The sequence below is a fragment of the Streptomyces sp. NPDC059787 genome (assembly GCF_042732315.1).
In the GTDB taxonomy this organism is placed as follows: domain Bacteria; phylum Actinomycetota; class Actinomycetes; order Streptomycetales; family Streptomycetaceae; genus Streptomyces; species Streptomyces atrovirens.
The window spans coordinates 68,275-88,707 of the sequence record NZ_JBHWHX010000030.1 but is presented as its reverse complement, the minus strand read 5'-3'; the positions used below and the strand labels follow the sequence as shown (position 1 = coordinate 88,707).

Sequence of the window (20,433 nt, the reverse complement as noted above, 5' to 3'; positions counted from 1 at the left end):
CTGTACGGGCGGCTCGCGTCGCCCCGGCCGTGATTTCCGTGCCGCGAGGGGCAGGATGGACGGCATGGAACGTTCCCGAATCGCGGTGGCCGGTGCGTCCGGGCTCATCGGTGGCGCGCTGGCGCGGTCCCTGACGGCGGACGGGCACGAGGTGGTCCGGCTGGTGCGGCGCGCGCCGCGGGCGGCGGGCGAGGTCCGGTGGGACCCGGAGCGCGGGTCGGTGGACGCGGCCGGCCTCGCCGGGTGCGACGCGGTGGTCAATCTGGCGGGCGCCGGGGTCGGCAGCCGGCGCTGGACGGCGGAGTACAAGGCGCGGATCAGGGCCAGCCGGGTCGGGGGCACGACCGTGCTCGCCGAGGCCGTCGCCGGGCTGCCCGAGGACGTACGGCCCCGGGTGTTCCTCAACGGCAGCGCGATCGGCTACTACGGCGAGACCGGCGACCGGACGGTGGACGAGAGCGCGCCGCCGGGCGAGGGCTTCCTGCCGGAGCTGTGCGTCGAGTGGGAGGCGGCCGCGGCACCGGCGCGGGAGGCGGGCGTACGGACGGTGTTCGCGCGCACCGGGCTGGTGGTGGCGCGCGAGGGCGGGGCGTGGGGCAGGCTCTTCCCCCTCTTCCGGGCCGGGCTGGGCGGACGGATGGGCGACGGGCGCCAGTACTGGTCGTTCGTCGCCCTGCACGACGAGGTGGCGGCTCTGCGCCACCTCCTCGACACCGAGGGGCTGTCCGGGCCGTTCAACCTGACCGCGCCGCATCCGGTGACCAACCGTGAGATCACCGCGGCGATGGCGCGCGTGCTGCGCCGGCCGGCGGTGTTCGCGGTGCCGGCGCCGGTGCTGCGGACGGTGCTCGGGGAGATGGCCGGTGATGTCCTCGGCAGCGCCCGGGTGCTGCCGGCCCGGCTGCTGGAGTCAGGCTTCCGGTTCGCGTTCCCCCGGATCGAGGGGGCGGTCCGGGCGGCGCTGTGAGCGCGCGGGCGGGAACGCGGGAGGGCGCACGGACGGGAAGGCCGGCCCGCGTGGAAGCGTGAAGGCACGCCCGCGTAAAGGCGGGAGGGCGGGAGGGCGTGCCCGCGTAAAGGCGGGAAGGCGCGCCCGCGTGACCACGATCCGCCCGGAACCGATCCGGCACTGAGCCCTCTGCGACCACATCGTGCCCATCCGGTGTGCGTATGCGACCGTCGTGCGCCCGTGCTCTGTCCATGCGCGACTGACCAGGCACTCGGCCACGGCCCTAACCTCGACCCGAACTCGGGTATCCCCGGGGCCCGTTGAGGGCATGACGTCTCCAGCGCCCGCGCAACCTCGAGGAGGGGCACGTGCTTGAGCCCACGTACCAGGCGGACGTCGTCGTCGTGGGAGCCGGGGTCGCCGGACTCTCCGCGGCACGACGACTGACCAGCGCAGGAGTCACCACCCTGGTCCTGGAGGCCGCCCATGAGGTGGGCGGCCGGATGGCGACCGAGAAGGTCGACGGCTTCCGGCTCGACCGGATCGGACGGCTGCTGTCCACGGCGTATCCCGAACTACGGCCGGCCTCGGGCCTCGACGGGCTGGTGCTGCGACCCTTCGCGCCCGGTGTCCTGCTGCACAGCGACGGACGGCACCACCGTGCGGGCGTGCAGCCGGGCGCGAGGGGGGCGCGGAGCGCGAGGGGCGCACTCCACGCCGTGCGCGCCCTGGCGAGCGCCCCACGGCCGGGGGGCGGGCCCAGAAGGCCGGTGGCCGTGCCCCGCAGCCGCACCGGCGCCCCGCTGGGCACGGCGGTCGACCAGGCCCGTCTGGGCGCCGCGTTCAGCAAGCTGGCGGGCACGCCGGTGGAACGGCTGCTGGCCCGGCCCGAGACGACGGCGGCCGAGGCGCTGCCGGCCCGGGGCCTGCCCGCCCGCACCATCGACGGCTTCCTGCGCCCTCTCCTCGCCGCCCTGCTGTGCGACCCGGACCTCACCACGTCCAGCCGGTGCGCGGATCTGGCGCTGCGGGCGTTCGCGAGCGGGCGGCTGTGCGTGCCGGAGGGCGGCGCGGAGGCGCTGCCGCGGCAGTTGGCGCGGACGCTGCCGCCGGGCACGGTGCGCACGGGGGTGCGGGTCACCTCCGTGTCGACGACCTCGGTGACCACCGCGGAGCACGGGGAGTTCCGGTGCGGCGCGGTGCTGATCGCGACCGGGGCGCGGTCCGCCGCCGAGCTGCTGCCCGGGCTGCGGGTGCCGGACTTCCACCCCGTGACGGTGGTGCACCACAGCGTCGACGAGGCCCCGGGGACCGGTGCCTCGCTGCTGCTCGACGCCGAGCGGGGCGGGCCGGTGGCGCACACGGCGGTCGTCAGCCGGGTCGACCCGTCCAGGGCCCCGGCCGGGCGCACGCTGGTCAGCTCGACGGTCCTGGGGCCGCCGGTGCCGGGGGTGGACACCGCCGTACGCATGCATCTGGCCCGGCTGTACGGGGTGTCGACGGCGCGCTGGGAGACGCTGGGTGTGTACCACACGGCGGAGGCGGTGCCGGTGATGCGGCCGCCGCACGATCTGCGGCGGCCGGTGCGGTTGCTGGCGGGGCTGTACGTGTGCGGTGATCACCGGGACACCGGGACGGTGCAGGGGGCGTTGCACTCGGCGCACCGGGCGGCTGCGGCGATCCTGACGGATCTGGGGGCGGGGCGGTCGATGCATCGGGCGGATCCTGTGCCGAGCGCTCGCGCGGCGTGAGCCGGGGGTGCGCGGCCTGGCGCTATACGGGGTGCCCCGTGCTGATGCGGGCCCGGGGCGGGCCCGCGGCCCCGGCGCTTACGGGGTGCCCCGGCGTGGGTGTGGGCCTGGGGATGTTCGCGCAGCCCGGCGCTTACGGGGCGCCGTCGCGCCCACCCGTGCCGCCCCAGCGGCACGACTGCCCGCGGGAGCGGGGGCGGGCGGCAGCGGCTGCCCGCGGGAGCGGGGACGGGAGCAGGAGCGGGGACGGGAGCAGGAGCGGGAGCGGGCGGTAGCGGCTGCCCGCGGGAGCGGGGGCAGCCGCAGCCCCCGCCCGCCGTGCATGGATGCCGGGCCGGGGTCAGCCGTACGCCGCGACCCTGTCGCGGTACGTGCGTACGGGGGCCGCGTCCCGGTACGGTTCCAGTCTGCGTTCGAAGTCCCGGACGTACTCGACGGCCCGGACCGAGCGCATCTCCGCCGCCGCCCCGGCCGCCTCGGCGGCCAGCTGGCACGCCTGGTCCAGCTCCCCCAGCCCGAGCCGGGCGGTCGCCAGCACCACCCGGCAGAAGAGCCGGCTGCGGGCGTACCCCGGAGCCCGCAACTGCAGCGACCGCTCCGCGTGCTGCGCGGCGGCCCGGAACTGCTGCAGGTCCCGGTGGCAGTGCCCGAACTCGTCGGCGAGCTGCGCCTCGTCGAAGAAGCGCGCCCAGTACGGAACCTCGTCGCCGGGCCGCGCGCCCTCCAGCGCCCGCTCCGCGCGCACCAGCGCCGCCGTACAGGCCCGCACCTCCCCCAGCACCCCGTGCCCCCGCGCCTCGGCCGCGTGCAGCAGCGCCTGCACGACCGGCGGGCCCGACCCGCCCGCCCCCTGCTGGGCGACCCGCGCGAGCTGCACGGCCTCCCGCCCGTGCCCGAGGTAGACGGCCTGCCGGCTCATGGTGACCAGGACGTACGCGCCGTACGGCCGGTCCCCCGCCGCCTGTGCCAGCCGCAGCGCCTGCACGAAGTACCGCTGCGCGAGCCCGTGCGCCGCGATGTCGTACGACGTCCACCCGGCCAGCCGCGTCAGATCCGCGGCGGCCGCGAACAGCCGACGGCCGGTCTGCTCCCCGTACGTGCCGCGCAACATCGGCTCGCACTCGTGCTCCAGGTACCGCACGAGAGCCTGGCGGGCGTGCCCACCGCCGTACGCGTCGTCGAGCGTGCGGAACAGCTCGCCGACCGAACGCAGCGCCGCGATGTCACCTCCGGTGACCCGGTGGCCCGGACCGCGTTCGGCCGTGGCACGCCGGCGTGTGAGCAGTTCGGCCGGCCGGAGCGGCGGCCGGCCCTGCGCCGGAACCCGTACCGGCGGCTCCGCCCGGGCCACCTTCTCGTCCGCCCGCCCGATCAGCCAGTCCCGGCTCGGCACGACCAGCCCCGCCGAGGTGAAGGCGATCTTCCGCAGCTCGGCGTGGCTGCCGGAGTCCTTGCGCCACAGCCCGCTGACGATGTCGACGGCCTCCTCCGGCGCGGCCGCGAACTCCAGCCCCGCGTAGACCGGAGCACAGGCGTCCAGCCCCAGGTCCTGGGCGGTCAGCCGCCGCCCCAGGCGCCGGGTGAAGACCTCGGCAATCAGCGCCGGCGTCGTACCGCGGGGTTGCTGCCCGCGCAGCCAGCGGGTGACGGACGTCTTGTCGTATCTCAGGTCGAGCCCGTGTTCGAGACCGAGCTGGTCCACGCGACGGGCAAGTCCCGCGTTGGAGAACCCCGCTTCTGCGATGAGCGCGGCGAGCTGTCGGTTGGGGGTGCGCTGCGCGGGTCGTTCCGTCATCTGCGGTGCGGTCTCCTGCCTTCCGGCTGAGCGAGGTGCCCGGATTGCCTGTGAGCAGCCCTTATGGCCACACGAACGGCGCGAATGTAGCGGAGAGTGAACACCCGATCGCAGAATTCGACAGGCATTCATCCGATCGTGTGAGGATTGCCCGAAAGCTGACAGTCGACCCCGACCGGTCCCCGACCGACCCCGGCTCGAACGGTCGTACAGTGGCGTGGGCGCGTTTCGTGCCTGACGACCTTCTAGGGAGGCGCTCTGCCGTGAGCGATTTGCGGTTCGTGCGGATGGGTTTCGGGGCCGAGGCCGTGGACTACCAGCTGGCCTGGGACGAGCAGCGCCGGGTGCACGCGGCACGGTTCGCCGACGAGGTGCCCGACACCGTGATCCTCCTGGAGCACCCCCCGGTCTACACGGCCGGCCGGCGCACCGCGGAGAGCGAGCGCCCCCTCGACGGCACCCCGGTCATCGACGTGGACCGCGGCGGCAAGATCACCTGGCACGGTCCCGGCCAGCTCGTGGGCTACCCGATCCAGAAGCTGCCCCGCCCGGTGGACGTGGTCGCGCACGTCCGCCGCCTGGAGGAGGCCCTGATCCGCACCTGCGCGGAGTTCGGCCTGGAGACCACCCGGGTCGAGGGCCGCAGCGGGGTGTGGGTGCTGGGCGACCCGGTGGAGCGGCGCCCCGCGCTCGGCGGACTCTCCCTGGACTTCGACCCCCGGCTCACCGACGACGAGTTCGACCCCCGCCTCAACGGCCCGGAGTACGCGCCCTCCAACGCCGGCCAGCGCCGCGAGGACCGCAAGATCGCCGCGATCGGCATCCGGGTGGCCAAGGGCGTCACCATGCACGGCTTCGCGCTGAACGTGAACCCCGACAACAAGTGGTTCGACCGGATCATCCCGTGCGGCATCCGTGACGCGGGCGTCGCCTCCCTGGCGAACGAGCTGGGCCGCGACATCACGATCGCCGAGGTGCTCCCCGTGGCGGAACGCCACCTCCGGGACATCCTGGAGAACGCGGAACCGAAGCCCCGGGTCATCGAGAAGACACCGGCATGACGACAGCCCGTCCGGCGATCGGGGACAAGGCCCGTTCAGGGCCGGAGCGGGGACCCGGGGGCGGCAGCCCCGGCAGCCCCGGCACCCACGCCGGGTTTCAAATCAACGGGCGTACCCTTGAGCACGCCGAAGAATCAATCGCTAGGGAGCCGGTCGTGTCCGCAGTCGCACCCGACGGACGCAAGATGCTGCGCCTGGAGGTCCGCAACAGCCAGACCCCCATCGAGCGCAAGCCCGAGTGGATCAAGACCCGGGCGAAAATGGGCCCCGAGTACTCCAAGATGCAGAACCTCGTCAAGAGCGAGGGGCTGCACACGGTCTGCCAGGAAGCCGGCTGTCCGAACATCTACGAGTGCTGGGAGGACCGCGAGGCGACCTTCCTCATCGGCGGTGACCAGTGCACCCGGCGCTGCGACTTCTGCCAGATCGACACCGGCAGGCCCGAGGCGCTGGACCGTGACGAGCCGCGCCGCGTGGGCGAGTCGGTCGTCACCATGGACCTGAACTACGCCACCATCACCGGTGTCGCCCGCGACGACCTGGAGGACGGCGGCGCCTGGCTGTACGCGGAGACCGTGCGCCAGATCCACGCGCAGACGGCCGACCGCGCGGACGGCCGCACCAAGGTCGAGCTGCTCGCCCCCGACTTCAACGCGATCCCCGAGCAGTTGGAGGAGGTCTTCTCCTCCCGCCCCGAGGTGTTCGCGCACAACGTCGAGACGGTCCCCCGGATCTTCAAGCGGATCCGCCCCGGCTTCCGCTACGACCGCTCCCTGAAGGTCATCACCGAGGCCCGCGACTACGGCCTGGTCACCAAGTCGAACCTGATCCTCGGCATGGGCGAGACCCGCGAGGAGGTCAGCGACGCGCTGAAGCAGCTGCACGACGCGGGCTGCGAGCTGGTCACCATCACGCAGTACCTGCGGCCCTCCGTGCGCCACCACCCCGTGGAGCGCTGGGTGAAGCCGCACGAGTTCGTGGAGCTGAAGGAGGAGGCCGAGCAGATCGGCTTCTCCGGTGTGATGTCCGGCCCGCTGGTCCGCTCCTCGTACCGCGCCGGCCGCCTCTACCGGATGGCGGTCGAGAAGCGAGGCGCGTACGTGGCCTCCCAAGCCGTCTGACCTCGCCCGGAGCCGTCCGGCGGCACACCGCCGACGGCGTGTGAATTCACGCACAAGGCCCTACCGGCCAGTAATGGCCGAGACCACGCGGTCCCGACCGTCCTCGCAGATGAGGGCACCGGTCGGGGCCGCGTCGGCGTTCCGGACCCTCCCACCGAGGCTTCATGCCTGTTTGACCGGCCGGTCACGCCCTGGTAACACCAGTCAGTGAGCCTGGAATCACAGCACGTACACCCCTACCCGCCGGCACCGAGGGAGACCTCCACCATGCAGGCCGCGCCCGTCCGCGCCACCGCCATCCCGTCCTTCGCCACCGCACTGCGCGCCGTCGAGTCGCTGCTGATGAGCGGCGGCCAGCGCACCGCCCGCCGCAACGCCTGGACCTCGGTGCTGGAGGACCGCCGTCGCGCCAGGGACCGGGTCGAGGCACAGCGCGTCCTCGACCAGGCCCTGAGCACCCCGCCCCTGAGCGCTCCGTCCCTGCCGACCCGCCCCTGACCTACCGCCCCCCGCGGGGACACGTAGACTTCATGGCATGGCGAGGAAGGAAACCGCAGCGGACGCTGCGAACCCCGGGCGACTGAAGCAGATCGCCCTGACCTACAAGATGACCCGCAGGGCCGACAAGAAGATCGGTCTTGTACTCGCGGCTGTCGGAATCGTCACCTTCGGTGTCTTCCTCGCGATCGGTTTCTTGATCGGGCACCCCATCTATCTCGGCATCCTGGGCCTCCTGCTCGCCTTCCTCGCGACGGCGATCGTCTTCGGGCGCAGGGCCGAGCGGGCCGCCTTCGGGCAGATGGAGGGACAGCCGGGCGCCGCCGCGGCCGTGCTCGACAACATCGGCCGGGGCTGGACGACGACCCCCGCGGTGGCGATGAACCGGAACCAGGACGTGGTGCACCGCGCGGTCGGCAAGGCCGGCATCGTGCTGGTCGCCGAGGGCAACCCGAACCGGGTGAAGAGCCTGCTGGCCGCCGAGAAGAAGAAGATGAACCGCATCGTCGCGGACGTCCCGGTGCACGACCTGATCGTGGGCACCGGCGAGGGCCAGGTCGAGCTGAAGAAGGTCCGTACGACCATGCTCAAGCTGCCCCGCGTGCTCACCGGCCCGCAGGTCACCGCGACCAACGACCGGCTGCGCGCCCTGGGCGACCTGATGAGCAACATGCCGCTGCCGAAGGGCCCGATGCCCAAGGGCATGAGACTGCCGAAGGGCGGCGGCCCGAGGGGCCGCTGACCCACCCTTTCCTCTACGACGACGGGGGCGCCGGAATCGGATTCCGGCGCCCCCGTCGTCGTATCCCGTCAGAAGCGGCTGTCAGATCCGCACCTCGACCGTGCGGGCCAGCCGGTCGTGCAGTCCGCGGCCGTCACGGTCCCAGACCAGGGCGGGAACGGCCAGGCACAGCAGCACCGAGCGCACCAGCCCGCGCAGCGGCTGGATCCGGCCGGTGTCGAGGGCGACCACCCGCAGCCCGAGCAGACGCTTGCCGGGGGTGAAGCCGACCGTGCCGACGGTGAGGACGCTCAGCACGAGGAACACCAGCAGCGCCCAGTTGCTGGTCGCCTGTCCCTCGTAGCCCTCGGTGATCAGACCGTATGCGATCAGGACGCACAGACCCCAGTCCACGGCGAGGGCGCCGAGCCTGCGGCCGGGTCCCGCGATCGAGCCCGGTCCGTTCTCCGGCAGCCCCAGCTGCTCGCCCCGGTAGCCGAACTCGGCACCGGCGTCCTCCAGGGCCGCGCGGGGCCCCGAGAGCCATGATCCGATTGCTTGCCTGTTGTCCACCCGTCCACGGTACTGCGCCCGGATATGACCACAGGACGGCGGGGTGCGCCGGGGCTACCGTGGGAGAGGGCCCGGTTAACTTGTGCGAAACAAATGGGTCACGCCCGAGAAATGACCCGTCCCTAGGGTCGAGGGGAGCGTGTGCCGGTCGCACCGGCCACACGAACGATCTACCACCCCGGCGGGACGGTCGGGAGTAGGAGGAGCTGGATGTTCCAGAACGCCGACGACGCCAAGAAGTACCTCGCGGACGAGGACGTCAAGTTCATCGACGTCCGGTTCTGCGACCTCCCGGGTGTGATGCAGCACGTCACCATTCCTGCCGAGGCGTTCGACCCGGACGAGGAGCTGGCGTTCGACGGATCGTCGATCCGCGGTTTCCAGGCCATCCACGAGTCCGACATGTCGCTGCGCGCGGACCTGTCGACCGCCCGGGTCGACCCGTTCCGCCGTGACAAGACGGTGAACATCAACTTCTTCATCCACGACCCGATCACGGGCGAGGCCTACTCCCGCGACCCGCGCAACGTGGCCAAGAAGGCCGAGGCGTACCTGGCCTCCACCGGGATCGCGGACACCGCGTACTTCGGTCCCGAGGCCGAGTTCTACGTCTTCGACAGCGTGCGCTTCAAGACCTCCGAGAACGAGTCCTTCTACCACATCGACTCCGAGGCGGGCGCCTGGAACACCGGTGCGCTGGAGGACAACCGCGGTTACAAGGTCCGCTACAAGGGCGGCTACTTCCCGGTCCCGCCGGTCGACCACTTCGCCGACCTGCGTGCCGAGATGTCCCTGGAGCTGGCCAAGTCCGGCCTGAAGGTCGAGCGCCAGCACCACGAGGTGGGCACCGCCGGCCAGGCCGAGATCAACTACAGGTTCAACACGCTGCTCGCCGCCGCCGACGACCTGCAGCTCTTCAAGTACATCATCAAGAACGTCGCCTGGCGCAACGGCAAGACCGCGACCTTCATGCCGAAGCCGATCTTCGGTGACAACGGCTCGGGCATGCACGTCCACCAGTCGCTGTGGGCGGGCGGCGACCCGCTCTTCTACGACGAGCAGGGCTACGCCGGCCTGTCGGACACGGCCCGCTACTACATCGGCGGCATCCTCAAGCACGCGCCGTCGCTGCTGGCCTTCACCAACCCGACGGTGAACTCGTACCACCGTCTGGTGCCGGGCTTCGAGGCGCCGGTGAACCTGGTGTACTCGCAGCGCAACCGCTCCGCCGCGATGCGCATCCCGATCACCGGGTCCAACCCGAAGGCCAAGCGCGTCGAGTTCCGCGCCCCGGACGCCTCCGGCAACCCGTACCTGGCCTTCTCGGCGCTGCTGCTGGCCGGCCTGGACGGCATCAAGAACAAGATCGAGCCGGCCGAGCCGATCGACAAGGACCTCTACGAGCTGGCTCCCGAGGAGCACGCGGGCGTGGCCCAGGTCCCGACCTCCCTCGGCGCGGTCCTCGACCGCCTGGAGGCCGACCACGAGTTCCTCCTCCAGGGCGACGTCTTCACGCCGGACCTGATCGAGACGTGGATCGACCTCAAGCGCACCAGCGAGATCGCCCCGCTCCAGCTCCGCCCGCACCCGCACGAGTTCGAGCTGTACTTCGACGTGTGACCGGCTCACGGCGCCCCCGCCTCTGGATTCCTCCAGGGCGGGGGCGCCGTCGTGTGTCCGGAATCCTTCCCCCGGTGGGCGCGGAGGGGGATCATAAGGACTGACACCGTTGTTCGAGGAAGGTCACGGGGATGTCCGAACGGGACGAGGAGAAGCGGGAGTTCGACATCAAGTGGGCGGACGGCGCCGAGCACAAGGAGCCGTCGGCGCGGGCCCGGATGCTCGCCGCCCGCTGGAAGGACAACCCGCCCGGACCGGTCCCGTTCCGCGGCGAACCGGAGTACCGGGGATCGTCCGGCCGCTCGTCGTGGGTGTCGACGGCCGTGGTGCTCGGCTGCGTCGTCGCGGTGATCGTGCTGCTCGGCTACGCCGACTTCCGCCCGTACTGATCCCGGCGACGCGGCGTGCCCGCCAGGCCCCGGTGCGCGCACCCGCCCGCGCACCGGCCCGCCTTCCGGCTACTCGGTCTGGGCGACGGCGACCGTCGGTGAGGTCCGGGAGGCGCGGAGGGCGGGCACCATGCCCGCGGCGGCGGTCACCAGGACGAGGGCGGTGAAGACCACCGCGAGCTCCCCGGCCGGCACGCTGAACGGGGCGCTCGTCCGGGCGACCCGGACCACCAGCCAGGAGTACGGGATGCCGAGGGCCAGACCGAGGACCCCGCCCAGTACGCCGTGGAGCGCGCACTCCACCGTGACCATGCGGTGCACGGCCGCCCCGCTGAGCCCCAGGGCCCGCAGCAGCCCGAACTCACGCTTGCGTTCGACGACGGTGAGACTCGCCGTCGTCGCGACTCCGACGACCGCCACCAGGACGGTCAGCCCCAGGACCATGATCACTGTCGTGGCCATCGTCCGCAGGTCGTCCGAGTCTCCGGCCTGTGCGGCCGAGTCCTCGGCGATGACGCGGCCGTCGCCGCGCTCCGGGCCGGTCAGCGTGTCGGTGATGGCCCGCTGTGCGCGTATCCGCCCCTGGGCGCCGGCCTGCGAGGCGTTGGCCGTGACCGTGGTGGGCGCGGCGTCCGCTCCCATACGGGTGAGGTCCGCGGCGGGGACGAAGAAGTTCCCTCCGTAGGGGCCGGCTCCGGGCAGCGTCGCCGCCACGGTGAGCCGGACGGGGCGGCCCTCGAACGTCAGCGTCACGCGGTCGCCCGCCCGGACGCCGAGCCGGTGGGCGTGGTCGGCGTCCACGACGACGTGGGCGGGTCCGAGGTGGTCGAGGGAGCCGGTGCGGGCGGTCAGGCTCACGCCGGAGCGGACGGTGCCGAGGTCGAGGTCGGAGACGGTCGCGCTGCGGGAGTCCTCGACGACCTCCGCCGTACGGAACGCGGTCACGTCGGCGAGTTCGGGGTGCGAGGTGAGATCGGCGGCCAGCGACCGGTCCAGCGTCTCGCTGTCCCGTGGGTACAGGTGGAAGTCGGCGGGTGCCTCCACCGCCTGCCGGTAGCGCTCGTAGGCGTTCAGGGAGGCGAGGCAGGTCAGGGTCGAGCCGACCAGGCAGACGCCGAGGGCCACGACGACCGAGACCGAGGCCGCCCTGCCCGGCGCGCCCCCGACGCCCGCGACCGCGAGCCGGCCGGCCGCGCCGGTGCGGCGCAGGGGCACGGCGACGGCCGACAGCACCGGCCGGACCAGACGGGGGCCGAGGGCGATCAGGGCCAGGAAGGCCAGCCCGCCCGAGAGCACCACGACGGTCAGCGCCGCGAACCGGTCGTACTCCGTGTCGCCCGGCTGGGGCAGTCCGTCGTACTGCCGCCAAGCGAGGAGCGCGGCACCCGCCGCGCACAGCAGGCCCAGCAGGGTCCGGCCGGTACCGCTCGCCGTGCCCTCCCCGGACGCCGCGCTGCGCAGGGCCTGCAGCGGGGAGACCCGCGAGGCGCTCAGGGACGGGGCCAGGACCGCCAGGACCGCAAGGAGGCCGGTGCCGAGAACGGTGAGAACGGCCTCCGTCAGCGGAAGGTGGGAGGGGGCGAACAGGTCGTGCCCGAACCGCCCGGCGACCGGGGGGACGAGCCGCCCGCAGCCCCAGGCCGCCAGCACACCGGTCGCGCCGGCCAGCAGGCCGACCACCGCCCCTTCGGCGACGAGCGCGGCGGCGAGCCGTCGCGGGGTCGCCCCGATGGCGCGCAGCAGCGCCAGCTGGCGTACGCGCCGTGCGAAGACGATACGGAAGGTGGAGGTCGCGACGAGGACGGCCGCGCCGACGGCGACGGCGAGGAAGACGGTGACCAGCTCCAGGGTGTCCTTCGCCTCCGCCACCGCCTCGCGGGCCTCCTCCTCCCGCACCTCGTCCCCGGACCGCACCTGTGCTCCGGGCACCGCCTGCCGGATCCGCTCCGCCGTATCCACGGAGCCGGAAGCGGAGGACTCGGTGTCGGTGCGGACGTCGATGCGGGAGTAGCCCGACACGCCGAGCAGCTCCTCGATCCGAGGGCCCGGGGCGTACCCGGTGGGCTCCGCGTCGTCCGTGGCGGTGCCGCGGACGATGCCGCTGACCTCGACCGTCACCCGTCGGGTGCCCTCGCCGTCGGGTTCGGGCCGGAGCAGGGTGAGCGACGATCCCGGAGCGAGGCCGTACTCCCGCGCGGCCCGCGTGTCGACGGCGAGCCGGCCCGGGCCGGAGGGGTACGTGCCGTCGAGCAGCCGGACTTCCGCCAGGGCGCCGGTGCCCGGGTCCGCGGACAGGGCCAGGTAGCGTTCGACGGCGCTGCCGTCCAGCGGGGTGCCGCCGTCGAGCCGGCCGACGGCCTCGGTGACTCCGGGCGTCTCCAGGATCTCGCTCAGGCGGTCCTCGCCGATGTCCTCCCCGTCGCCGGGCGTGACCACCAGCGACACCGCTTCGGGTGTGCCGCGGAACTTCTCGACGACGGTCGCGGTGATGATCTGCTGGGCCGTGACGGTCCCGAAGACGACGAACGCCGCGATCAGCAGCGACAGTCCGGTCGCCGTGAACCGTCCGGGCCGCCGCAGGAGTTCCGCCACCTGGGAGCCCAGGACGGTCGCGCGCCACGGGGTGCTCATCGCCGCCTCCCCACGACGTCGCCGGCGGGGGCGGTGTGCTCGTCCTCGACGACGCGTCCGTCCGCGAGGGTCAGCACCCGGTCCGCGTACCGCGCGGCCGCGGGGTCGTGGGTGACCATCACGACCGTCTGGCCGAGGTCGTCGACGGACCGGCGCAGCATGGTGAGGACTTCGGTGCCGGCCCGGGAGTCGAGGTTGCCGGTGGGTTCGTCGGCGAAGAGCACGGCCGGCCGGGCCACCAGCGCCCGGGCCACGGCGACCCGCTGCTGCTGGCCCCCGGACAGCTCGGCGGGGCGGTGCGAGAGCCGGTGGGCGATGCCGAGGACCTCGCAGAGGTGGTCCACCAGGGCGCGGTCCGGGCGCCCGCCGGACATGGCGACGGGCAGCACGATGTTCTCGTACGCCGTCAGCTGCGGCAGCAGGTTGAACGACTGGAAGACGAACCCGGTCCGCTCCCGGCGCACCCGGGTCAGCTGCCGGTCGGACAGTCCGGTGATCTCCGTCCCGTCCAGGACGATGCTGCCGGAGGTGACGGTGTCGAGTCCGGCGACGCAGTGCATCAGGGTCGACTTGCCCGACCCGGAGGGGCCGACGACGGCGGTGAACCGGGCGCGCCGGATGCCGACGGACACCTCGTCGAGGGCCCGTACCTCGGCGGTGCCCTGGCGGTAGGTCTTCACCAGGGCGGTGGCGGTGATGACGTCGTCCGGTACGCGGTCGCGGGCGGCGGTGTGGACAGCCATGGGGACGGTTCTCGCGATCCGGGTCAGGCACCGAGCGACGGCATGGTGAGGGTGACGCCGGAGTCCGAGCAGTGTCCCCGCGCCTCTTCCTGGAGGTTCTTCACGTCCTTCGCGGACGGCGCTTCGGGGGACTTCCGGGCGGTCGCGAGCGCCCACCCCTCGTACTGGGAGATCTTGGCTCCGAGGTAGCCGTCCTTCATCTTCGCGCGACGCTCGTCGCCGGTCTCCTGCCACCACTTCTCCGCGTCCGGCGCGGGGCCGGTGGAGATCTCCTCGGCCTCGGTGATGATGCGCTGCGCCAGCCGGCAGTCCTCGGCGGACGCCTGGCTGAGCTCGTCGCGGTCCAGCCACCAGTAGCCCGCTCCGGCGGCCAGGGCCGCGGCGATCACGGCCGCGGCCGCGCCGATGACGAGACGGTTCCGCTTGCGGTTCCGCGTGGTGGGCGTGGTGTTCATCGGGTCCTCCGGATGTCTTCTCGGCCGCGTTCGGCGACAGTGAGAAGTCTGGAGTTCGGCGGCCCGCCGGACATCGGCCACGGATCCGAGATCGGAGGCGGCGGATCTGGCACACCGGACGGGGTGGTCTCTGCACCCCCGGGGGCAGAACCCGGGGGCGCCCCTGCACCCTCAGGGGGAGGGACGGACCAGTCCGGACTCATAGGCGAACGCGACGGCCTGGGCCCGGTCCCGCAGGTGCAGTTTGGCCATGAGGTTGCCCAGGTGCGTCTTCACCGTGGCCCCCGCGACATACAGCTCCTCCGCGATCTCGGCGTTGGACAGCCCCCGGGCGACCAGGGTGAGCACGTCCCGCTCGCGCGCGGTGAGGGCGTCCAGCCGTTCGGCCTGTCCGTTCGCCGGTGCCAGCCGGTCCGAGACCCGGTCGAGGAGCAGCCGGGTGATGCGCGGCGCCACCACCGACTCCCCCGCGGCCAGGACCCGGATGGCGTTCACGACCTCCGTGGCGGGAGCGTTCTTCAGCAGGAAGCCGCCGGCTCCGGCGCGCAGGGCCGCGAACGCGTCCTCGTCGTTGTCGAAGGTGGTCAGCACCAGCACGCCGGGCGGGTCGTCCCGCCGCATCAGCCGCTCCGTGGCCTGGATGCCGTCCATGACGGGCATGCGGACGTCCATGATGACGACGTCCGCCTCGACCTTTTCCAGCAGGTCGAGGGCGTCCGCCCCGTTCTCCGCCTCACCGACGACCTCGATGTCGTCCTGACCGGCCAGCACCATGGAGAAACCGGCCCGGATCAGCGGCTGGTCGTCCACCACGGCCACCCTGATCGGCCTGTCCGCCCGCGTCATCATTTCGTCCTTGTCGGAATCGAGGCACGTACGTGCCATCCGCTGCCGAGCCGGGGGCCGGCCTCGAAGCTGCCGCCCGCGAGCTCCACCCGCTCCCGCATCCCCACGAGTCCGTTCCCTCCGGAGCGTCCGCCGACGCCGTGGCCGGCGAGGGTTCCCGCCCCGTCGTCGACCACACCGATCAGCAGGGTGCCCTGCTCCTCATGGAGCCGGATGCCGACCCCGGCCCCGGCTCCGGCGTGGCGGAGCACGTTGGTGAGGCACTCCTGGACGATGCGGAAGGCCGTCATCTCCTCCGCCGGCGACAGCCGTCCCTCGCCGACCTCGACCGACACGTCCACGGTGAGCCCGGCGGCCCGTGCGCGTTCGGCGACGACCTCGATCTCGTCGAGGGTGACCAGGCGCCGTGGCGGGCCGCCGTCGGCGGAGTCCGGGTCGCCGGGGTCCGGGTTCCCCTCGCGCAGCACCCGGACGATGCGGTGCATGTCGTCGATCGCGTCCCGGCCCGTGGCGGCGATCGTCTTCAGCGCGGACTCCGCCATGTCCGGCGACTTCCGCAGCACGGCCTCGGCGCCGTCGGCCTGGAGGATCATCACGGCCAGGCTGTGCGCCACCACGTCGTGCAGTTCACGGGCGATCTCGGCCCGCTCCCGGGTCGCGGCCAGCCGGATCCGCTGCTCCTGTTCCCGCTCGGCGTGCCAGGCGCGGGCCGTCTGGCTCTCGGCGTAGAGGCGCCGCGTGTGCAGGGCGAAGGCCGTCAGCCAGACCGTCAGCGTCAGCCCCCAGAAGATCAGGAGCGATTCGGGCTCGACGAACGGCTCGATGCCGAGGACCGGCATCCCCACCGTCCCGGTCGCCGTGGCCAGCAGCACCACGGCGCCCGCGAGGTACGGCATCCAGGTGGTCCGGGAGTGGTGGACGACCGACATCATGGCGAACAGCACGGACACGTCGTACGAGGCGGGCGCCGACGTCAGCGGCAGGTCGGGCAGGTCGTACAGGACGAACTGGACGACGCCCAGCGCCAGGACGGCCGCCATCACCGTGCCGGGGAACCGTCTGCGGGCCAGCAGGCACAGCGCCATCAGCCCGCCCAGGAGCAGGTCGTACTCGCCGCCGTAGTACTCCGCCGCCACCAGGACCACCAGCGCGACACCGATGTCGCACGCCCGGGCGACGGCGCGTCCGTACCGGCCGGACGGCGTCATCCAGGCCGACGGGACCGGGACCGTCCTCTCCTCAGCCAACCGTCGTACCTTTCTCCTCCGGCAGGGCCGCGACCGCGCGGCCTGCCGGCACAAGTGCCGCCGGACCGCGGCGACTTCGGGTGAGGGCATCGCCCTCGCCCGCCCATACTGCCTCAGCGCACGGCACACCGGTGCCGGGCGCCCCGCACACGGAGGCCGCCCGGCACCGGCCCGGAACTCAGCGGTTGTAGCGCATGAACGCGCGCACCATGTGGCACGTGGTGTCCGACGGCGGGTGGACGCCGATCAGTGCCGCCGTGGTGCGGATCTTGTTGTTGCGGGCCTGGCTGGGCAGATAGACGCCGGAGTCGAGCAGGGCGATGGCGAGCCGCATCGCCTTGAGCCGGCGGTTGTGCGTGACGTACCACTCGCGCGGGCGGCCCGCCGGCAGGGCACGCTTCTCCACCGGGGCGCAGGGCAGTTCGAGCAGCACGGGACGCTTCGCGGTGGACTGGGTGGGCAGGGGCTTCGGCTTCAGTGCGGCAGCGGGCACGGGCATCCTCCTGTCGCGGTCGGGGCGGCCCGCCGGGATCCCCGACGACCCCGGCACCACCCTCGAACACTGCTTCCAGTCTACTGCCCCCCACTGACAATCAGCAGACCTGACGGAGCCAATAAATGCGCTGGTGAGCACGGGTTTTGGCATGACGTCACACAGGCCCCGCACGACACGCGCACGAGGGCGGAGAATTCGAACAGAGCGGGGTCGGCGTACCGTGGGCGGCATGGAGATCTGGATCAATCCCGCCTGTTCCAAGTGCCGTGGCGCCATCAGTCTGCTCGACGCCGAGGGGGCCGAGTACACCGTCCGCCGCTATCTGGAGGACGTACCGAGCGAGGACGAGATCCGGGCGGTGCTGGAGCGGCTCGGGCTGGAGCCGTGGGACATCACCCGGACCCAGGAGGCCGTCGCGACGGAGCTGGGACTCAAGGAGTGGGCGCGGGAGGCCGGTACGCGGGACCGCTGGATCGCGGCGCTCGCCTCGCACCCCAAGCTGATCCAGCGGCCGATCATCACGGCGGACGACGGTACGGCGGTCGTGGGCCGCACGGAGGACGCCGTGCGGGACGCCCTCTCCCGCTGACAGCCGTGTGACGCAGGCCACTTCGACTGCCCGGCCCGACCGCTGAGCAACTCTGTTCGGTATCTCGTACATAGCGGCGTACGCTCCCCCTACCTCTTCAGGAGGCGCGCATGTCGCGCAGGAGAACTCTCGGCCCGAAGAAGAAGCTCGCGCTGCTGGTCGGTGCCGCGACGGTGGCGGGAGGCGGGGCCTTCGTCATGGCGACCACGTCGAACGCCAGCCCGCCGTCGGCCACCACCAGGTCGGCGGCGGACTCGACCGTCTGCCAGGGCCTCGCCACCGCGCTCGGCAACAACCAGAAGTTCATCGAGGGCCAACGGGCCGCCCCGGACGCGCAGTCCGAGGCGCGGATCGCCAACCGCGAGGCGGTCATCGCCCAGATCCAGCGCCAGCAGGAGGCGTCCGGATGCACGGTGGGGGAGTCGGCTCAGGACTCCCAGGCCGCGCAGCCGCAGCAGCCCGCCCCCTCGCAGCCCGCGGCGGAGGAAGAGGGTGCGCAGACCTCCGGTGAGCAGGTGTGCAACGGGTCGACCGTCACCCTCTCCGGCGAGGGCGGCGCCCCGGCCGCGTCCAGCAACCAGTTCCCGGCCGGCACGAAGCTGAAGGTCACCAACCTGGACAACAACAAGTCCACGACGGTGGAGGTCACCTCGGTCTCCGGCAGTTGTGTACTGCTCAACAACGCGGCCTTCGAGCAGGTCCGGGAGGCCGGCAAGTTCCTGATCCGCCGCGCGGTGATCGAGAAGGTGGGGTGAGGTCCGGGTTCGTCGCGGATTCCCAGGGCCCGCCGCTCCCCCACCGGGGCGGCGGGCCCGTCCGCGTCCCCCGCGACCGGGCACGCGTGCTCACACGGTGAGGTGGGACACAGCGGTGTCAGGTAACACGGGGTTCACATTCGGGCAATGGCCGGGAAATCGCCTGTTGACAGGCTGCGGGCATCGACGGCGGCGCCCCAGTGCCGCAGCGCCGCAGCACCCGCACAAGCGCCCAGACCCACCCCCGAAGGATGTGGACCGTGAGCTTCAAGGCCGAGTACATCTGGATCGACGGCACCGAGCCGACCGCCAAGCTGCGTTCCAAGACGAAGATCCTGGCCGACGACGCCAAGGGCGCGGAGCTGCCGATCTGGGGATTCGACGGTTCCTCCACCAACCAGGCCAAGGGCCACGCCTCCGACCGCGTCCTCAAGCCGGTCTTCGTCTGCCCGGACCCCATCCGCGGCGGCGAGGACGTCCTGGTGCTGTGCGAGGTCCTGAACACGGACATGACGCCGCACGAGACCAACACCCGTGCCCCGCTGGCCGAGGTCGCCGGGAAGTTCACCGCGCAGGAGCCGATCTTCGGCATCGAGCAGGAGTACACCTTCTTCAAGGGCGCCCGCCCGCTCGGCTTCCCCGAGGGCGGCTTCCCGGCCGCGCAGGGCGGCTACTACTGCGGTGTCGGCTCGGACGAGATCTTCGGCCGTGACGTCGTCGAGGCGCACCTGGAGAACTGCCTGAAGGCGGGCCTCGGCATCTCCGGCATCAACGCCGAGGTCATGCCCGGCCAGTGGGAGTTCCAGGTCGGCCCGCTGGCCCCGCTGGAGGTCTCCGACCAGCTGTGGGTGGCCCGCTGGCTGCTCTACCGCACCGCCGAGGACTTCGACGTCTCCGCCACCCTCGACCCCAAGCCGGTCAAGGGCGACTGGAACGGCGCGGGCGCGCACACCAACTTCTCCACCAAGGCGATGCGCGAGGGCTACGACGCGATCATCACCGCGTGCGAGTCGCTCGGTGAGGGCTCCAAGCCGCTGGACCACGTGAAGAACTACGGCGCCGGCATCGACGACCGTCTCACCGGTCTGCACGAGACCGCCCCGTGGAACGAGTACTCCTACGGCGTCTCCGACCGCGGTGCCTCGGTCCGCATCCCGTGGCAGGTCGAGAAGGACGGCAAGGGCTACATCGAGGACCGCCGTCCGAACGCCAACGTCGACCCGTACGTGGTGACCCGTCTGCTGGTCGACACGTGCTGCACCGCGCTGGAGAAGGCCGGCCAGGTCTGATCCGCACCGCAGTCCGCGAGGGGCGTCCACCGATCGGGGTGGGCGCCCCTTCGCGTTGTCCGAGCGGTGGAAGGGGCTCCTGCGGACCCCGCGTGTCTGCTTCAATGGACGCATGGCCAGCTTCCGGAAGTACGACGCGACGGGTCGCCGTGACCTGGAACCGTTCTGGCCTTCCCGTCAGCACCACGACTTCGACCGGGTGTGTTGTCGCGCGACGAACGCGCCGGCCCTCTAACGCCCGGATCCCCTCCCGGCCTTCGGCCGGCGCGCACCGCGTACGTCCTCGACGAACCCCTTCGCGCGAAAGAGCTGACGTCTCATGGCGACCCCCCGTTCCCTGTCCCCCGTGTCCCCCGTCTCCCCCTCCGCTCCTCCCCGGCTGCGTGCCGTCGACCGGGACGAGGTGGTGACCGTGGCGGATCTGCTGCCGCCGGGCGCCACCTGGCTGCCCGCGCCGCAGAACGCCCTGCCCGTCCTGCCCGGCCGCCCCCCGATGGTCGGCTACCTGGTGCTGGTCCCCGCCGACCAGCAGCCGCCGTTCCCGGCCGCGGTCCCGGAACCGGCCGGGCACCCCGACGGCGATCCGCTCATCCACGTCGACCCCGTACAGCGCACCGCCCACGTCGACGGACGGCAACTCGACCTCACCTACCTGGAGTTCGAACTGCTCGCCCATCTCGTGACGCACCCGGGCCGGGTGCACACCCGGGACCACCTGGTCGGCACGGTGTGGGGTTACGGCCATGTCGGTGACGGCCGTACCGTCGACGTCCACATCGCCCGGCTGCGCCGCAAACTGGGCTCCGGACACCGGGACGCGATCCGCACGGTGCGCCGGGTCGGCTACAAGTACGTGCCGCCGGCCGGACGCTGAGTCCCGTACGGCCGGTCTGCCGACAGCAGA

The 20,433-nt window shown here is 72.5% G+C and carries 20 protein-coding genes; 12 read left to right on the top strand and 8 right to left on the bottom strand.

Annotated elements, in window-relative coordinates; genetic code table 11:
• Positions 1 to 64 precede the first annotated feature (64 nt).
• Positions 65 to 967: a TIGR01777 family oxidoreductase gene (locus ACFV5H_RS25810; RefSeq protein ID WP_385058852.1), complete on the top strand. Its 903-nt coding sequence runs from the start codon at positions 65 to 67 to the stop codon at positions 965 to 967.
• Between the two features lie 350 nt (positions 968 to 1,317).
• Entirely contained in the window at positions 1,318 to 2,700 is a 1,383-nt protein-coding gene (locus tag ACFV5H_RS25805; protein WP_385197453.1) for an NAD(P)/FAD-dependent oxidoreductase, read from the top strand.
• Positions 2,701 to 3,040: 340 nt separating this feature from the next.
• Here ACFV5H_RS25805 and ACFV5H_RS25800 read toward each other — a convergent pair whose 3' ends face one another.
• Positions 3,041 to 4,495 carry a regulator gene (locus ACFV5H_RS25800; RefSeq protein WP_385048298.1) on the bottom strand — a complete coding sequence of 485 codons (1,455 nt, stop codon included), beginning with the start codon at positions 4,493 to 4,495 and terminating at the stop codon, positions 3,041 to 3,043.
• 263 nt (positions 4,496 to 4,758) lie between these two features.
• Here ACFV5H_RS25800 and lipB point away from each other — a divergent pair, with 263 nt between their 5' ends.
• From lipB to ACFV5H_RS25780, 4 genes are all read left to right on the top strand, one after another.
• A complete protein-coding gene (gene lipB / locus ACFV5H_RS25795) occupies positions 4,759 to 5,556 on the top strand; it encodes a lipoyl(octanoyl) transferase LipB (RefSeq protein ID WP_385048301.1) in 798 nt (265 codons plus the stop codon).
• 155 nt (positions 5,557 to 5,711) lie between these two features.
• Positions 5,712 to 6,677 (top strand): lipoyl synthase, encoded by a 966-nt coding sequence (gene lipA, locus ACFV5H_RS25790; RefSeq protein WP_385048304.1) that lies wholly within the window; start codon positions 5,712 to 5,714, stop codon positions 6,675 to 6,677.
• A gap of 267 nt (positions 6,678 to 6,944) precedes the next feature.
• Positions 6,945 to 7,175, top strand: coding sequence for a hypothetical protein (locus ACFV5H_RS25785; protein ID WP_385048307.1), 231 nt, complete (start codon positions 6,945 to 6,947; stop codon positions 7,173 to 7,175).
• A 37-nt stretch (positions 7,176 to 7,212) separates the two neighbouring features.
• Positions 7,213 to 7,917, top strand: coding sequence for a DUF4191 domain-containing protein (locus ACFV5H_RS25780; protein WP_073935628.1), 705 nt, complete (start codon positions 7,213 to 7,215; stop codon positions 7,915 to 7,917).
• Positions 7,918 to 7,998: 81 nt separating this feature from the next.
• Here the strand turns inward: ACFV5H_RS25780 and ACFV5H_RS25775 are convergent, their stop codons facing one another.
• A complete protein-coding gene (locus ACFV5H_RS25775; protein ID WP_344565381.1) occupies positions 7,999 to 8,469 on the bottom strand; it encodes an RDD family protein in 471 nt (156 codons plus the stop codon).
• Positions 8,470 to 8,679: 210 nt separating this feature from the next.
• Here ACFV5H_RS25775 and glnA point away from each other — a divergent pair, with 210 nt between their 5' ends.
• Both glnA and ACFV5H_RS25765 read left to right on the top strand, forming a co-directional pair.
• A complete protein-coding gene (gene glnA, locus ACFV5H_RS25770) occupies positions 8,680 to 10,089 on the top strand; it encodes a type I glutamate--ammonia ligase (RefSeq protein ID WP_385048311.1) in 1,410 nt (469 codons plus the stop codon).
• Between the two features lie 131 nt (positions 10,090 to 10,220).
• Positions 10,221 to 10,478 carry a hypothetical protein gene (locus ACFV5H_RS25765; RefSeq protein ID WP_385048314.1) on the top strand — a complete coding sequence of 86 codons (258 nt, stop codon included), beginning with the start codon at positions 10,221 to 10,223 and terminating at the stop codon, positions 10,476 to 10,478.
• Between the two features lie 69 nt (positions 10,479 to 10,547).
• Here ACFV5H_RS25765 and ACFV5H_RS25760 read toward each other — a convergent pair whose 3' ends face one another.
• The 6 genes from ACFV5H_RS25760 to ACFV5H_RS25735 all read right to left on the bottom strand — a co-directional run bounded on the left by ACFV5H_RS25760 (position 10,548) and on the right by ACFV5H_RS25735 (position 16,893).
• Positions 10,548 to 13,109, bottom strand: coding sequence for an FtsX-like permease family protein (locus ACFV5H_RS25760; protein WP_385197451.1), 2,562 nt, complete (start codon positions 13,107 to 13,109; stop codon positions 10,548 to 10,550).
• Positions 13,106 to 13,852, bottom strand: coding sequence for an ABC transporter ATP-binding protein (locus ACFV5H_RS25755; RefSeq protein WP_385048320.1), 747 nt, complete (start codon positions 13,850 to 13,852; stop codon positions 13,106 to 13,108). Before ACFV5H_RS25755 ends, ACFV5H_RS25760 begins: the two co-directional genes overlap by 4 nt.
• 23 nt (positions 13,853 to 13,875) lie before the next feature.
• Complete coding sequence (locus tag ACFV5H_RS25750) at positions 13,876 to 14,307, bottom strand: hypothetical protein (RefSeq protein ID WP_385048323.1); 432 nt, start codon at positions 14,305 to 14,307, stop codon at positions 13,876 to 13,878.
• A 171-nt stretch (positions 14,308 to 14,478) separates the two neighbouring features.
• Positions 14,479 to 15,153, bottom strand: a complete 675-nt coding sequence (locus ACFV5H_RS25745; RefSeq protein WP_385048326.1) for a response regulator — start codon at positions 15,151 to 15,153, stop codon at positions 14,479 to 14,481.
• Positions 15,153 to 16,400, bottom strand: a complete 1,248-nt coding sequence (locus ACFV5H_RS25740) for a sensor histidine kinase (RefSeq protein ID WP_385048328.1) — start codon at positions 16,398 to 16,400, stop codon at positions 15,153 to 15,155. The genes ACFV5H_RS25745 and ACFV5H_RS25740 overlap by 1 nt, the downstream gene beginning before the upstream one ends.
• Positions 16,401 to 16,578: 178 nt before the next feature.
• Complete coding sequence (locus ACFV5H_RS25735; protein WP_385197450.1) at positions 16,579 to 16,893, bottom strand: hypothetical protein; 315 nt, start codon at positions 16,891 to 16,893, stop codon at positions 16,579 to 16,581.
• Positions 16,894 to 17,125: 232 nt separating this feature from the next.
• On the opposite strand from ACFV5H_RS25735, the gene ACFV5H_RS25730 reads away from it, so the two are divergent.
• From ACFV5H_RS25730 to ACFV5H_RS25715, 4 genes are all read left to right on the top strand, one after another.
• On the top strand, positions 17,126 to 17,485 hold the full coding sequence (locus tag ACFV5H_RS25730; protein WP_385048335.1) for an arsenate reductase family protein: 360 nt from the start codon (positions 17,126 to 17,128) through the stop codon (positions 17,483 to 17,485).
• A gap of 110 nt (positions 17,486 to 17,595) precedes the next feature.
• The gene (locus tag ACFV5H_RS25725) at positions 17,596 to 18,240 is read left to right on the top strand and encodes a hypothetical protein (protein ID WP_385048338.1); all 645 of its coding nucleotides are present in this window, start codon (positions 17,596 to 17,598) and stop codon (positions 18,238 to 18,240) included.
• 260 nt (positions 18,241 to 18,500) lie between these two features.
• Positions 18,501 to 19,529, top strand: a complete 1,029-nt coding sequence (glnII, locus tag ACFV5H_RS25720) for a glutamine synthetase (RefSeq protein ID WP_385048340.1) — start codon at positions 18,501 to 18,503, stop codon at positions 19,527 to 19,529.
• Between the two features lie 319 nt (positions 19,530 to 19,848).
• On the top strand, positions 19,849 to 20,403 hold the full coding sequence (locus ACFV5H_RS25715) for a winged helix-turn-helix domain-containing protein (RefSeq protein ID WP_385197448.1): 555 nt from the start codon (positions 19,849 to 19,851) through the stop codon (positions 20,401 to 20,403).
• The last annotated feature ends 30 nt before the right edge of the window (positions 20,404 to 20,433 follow it).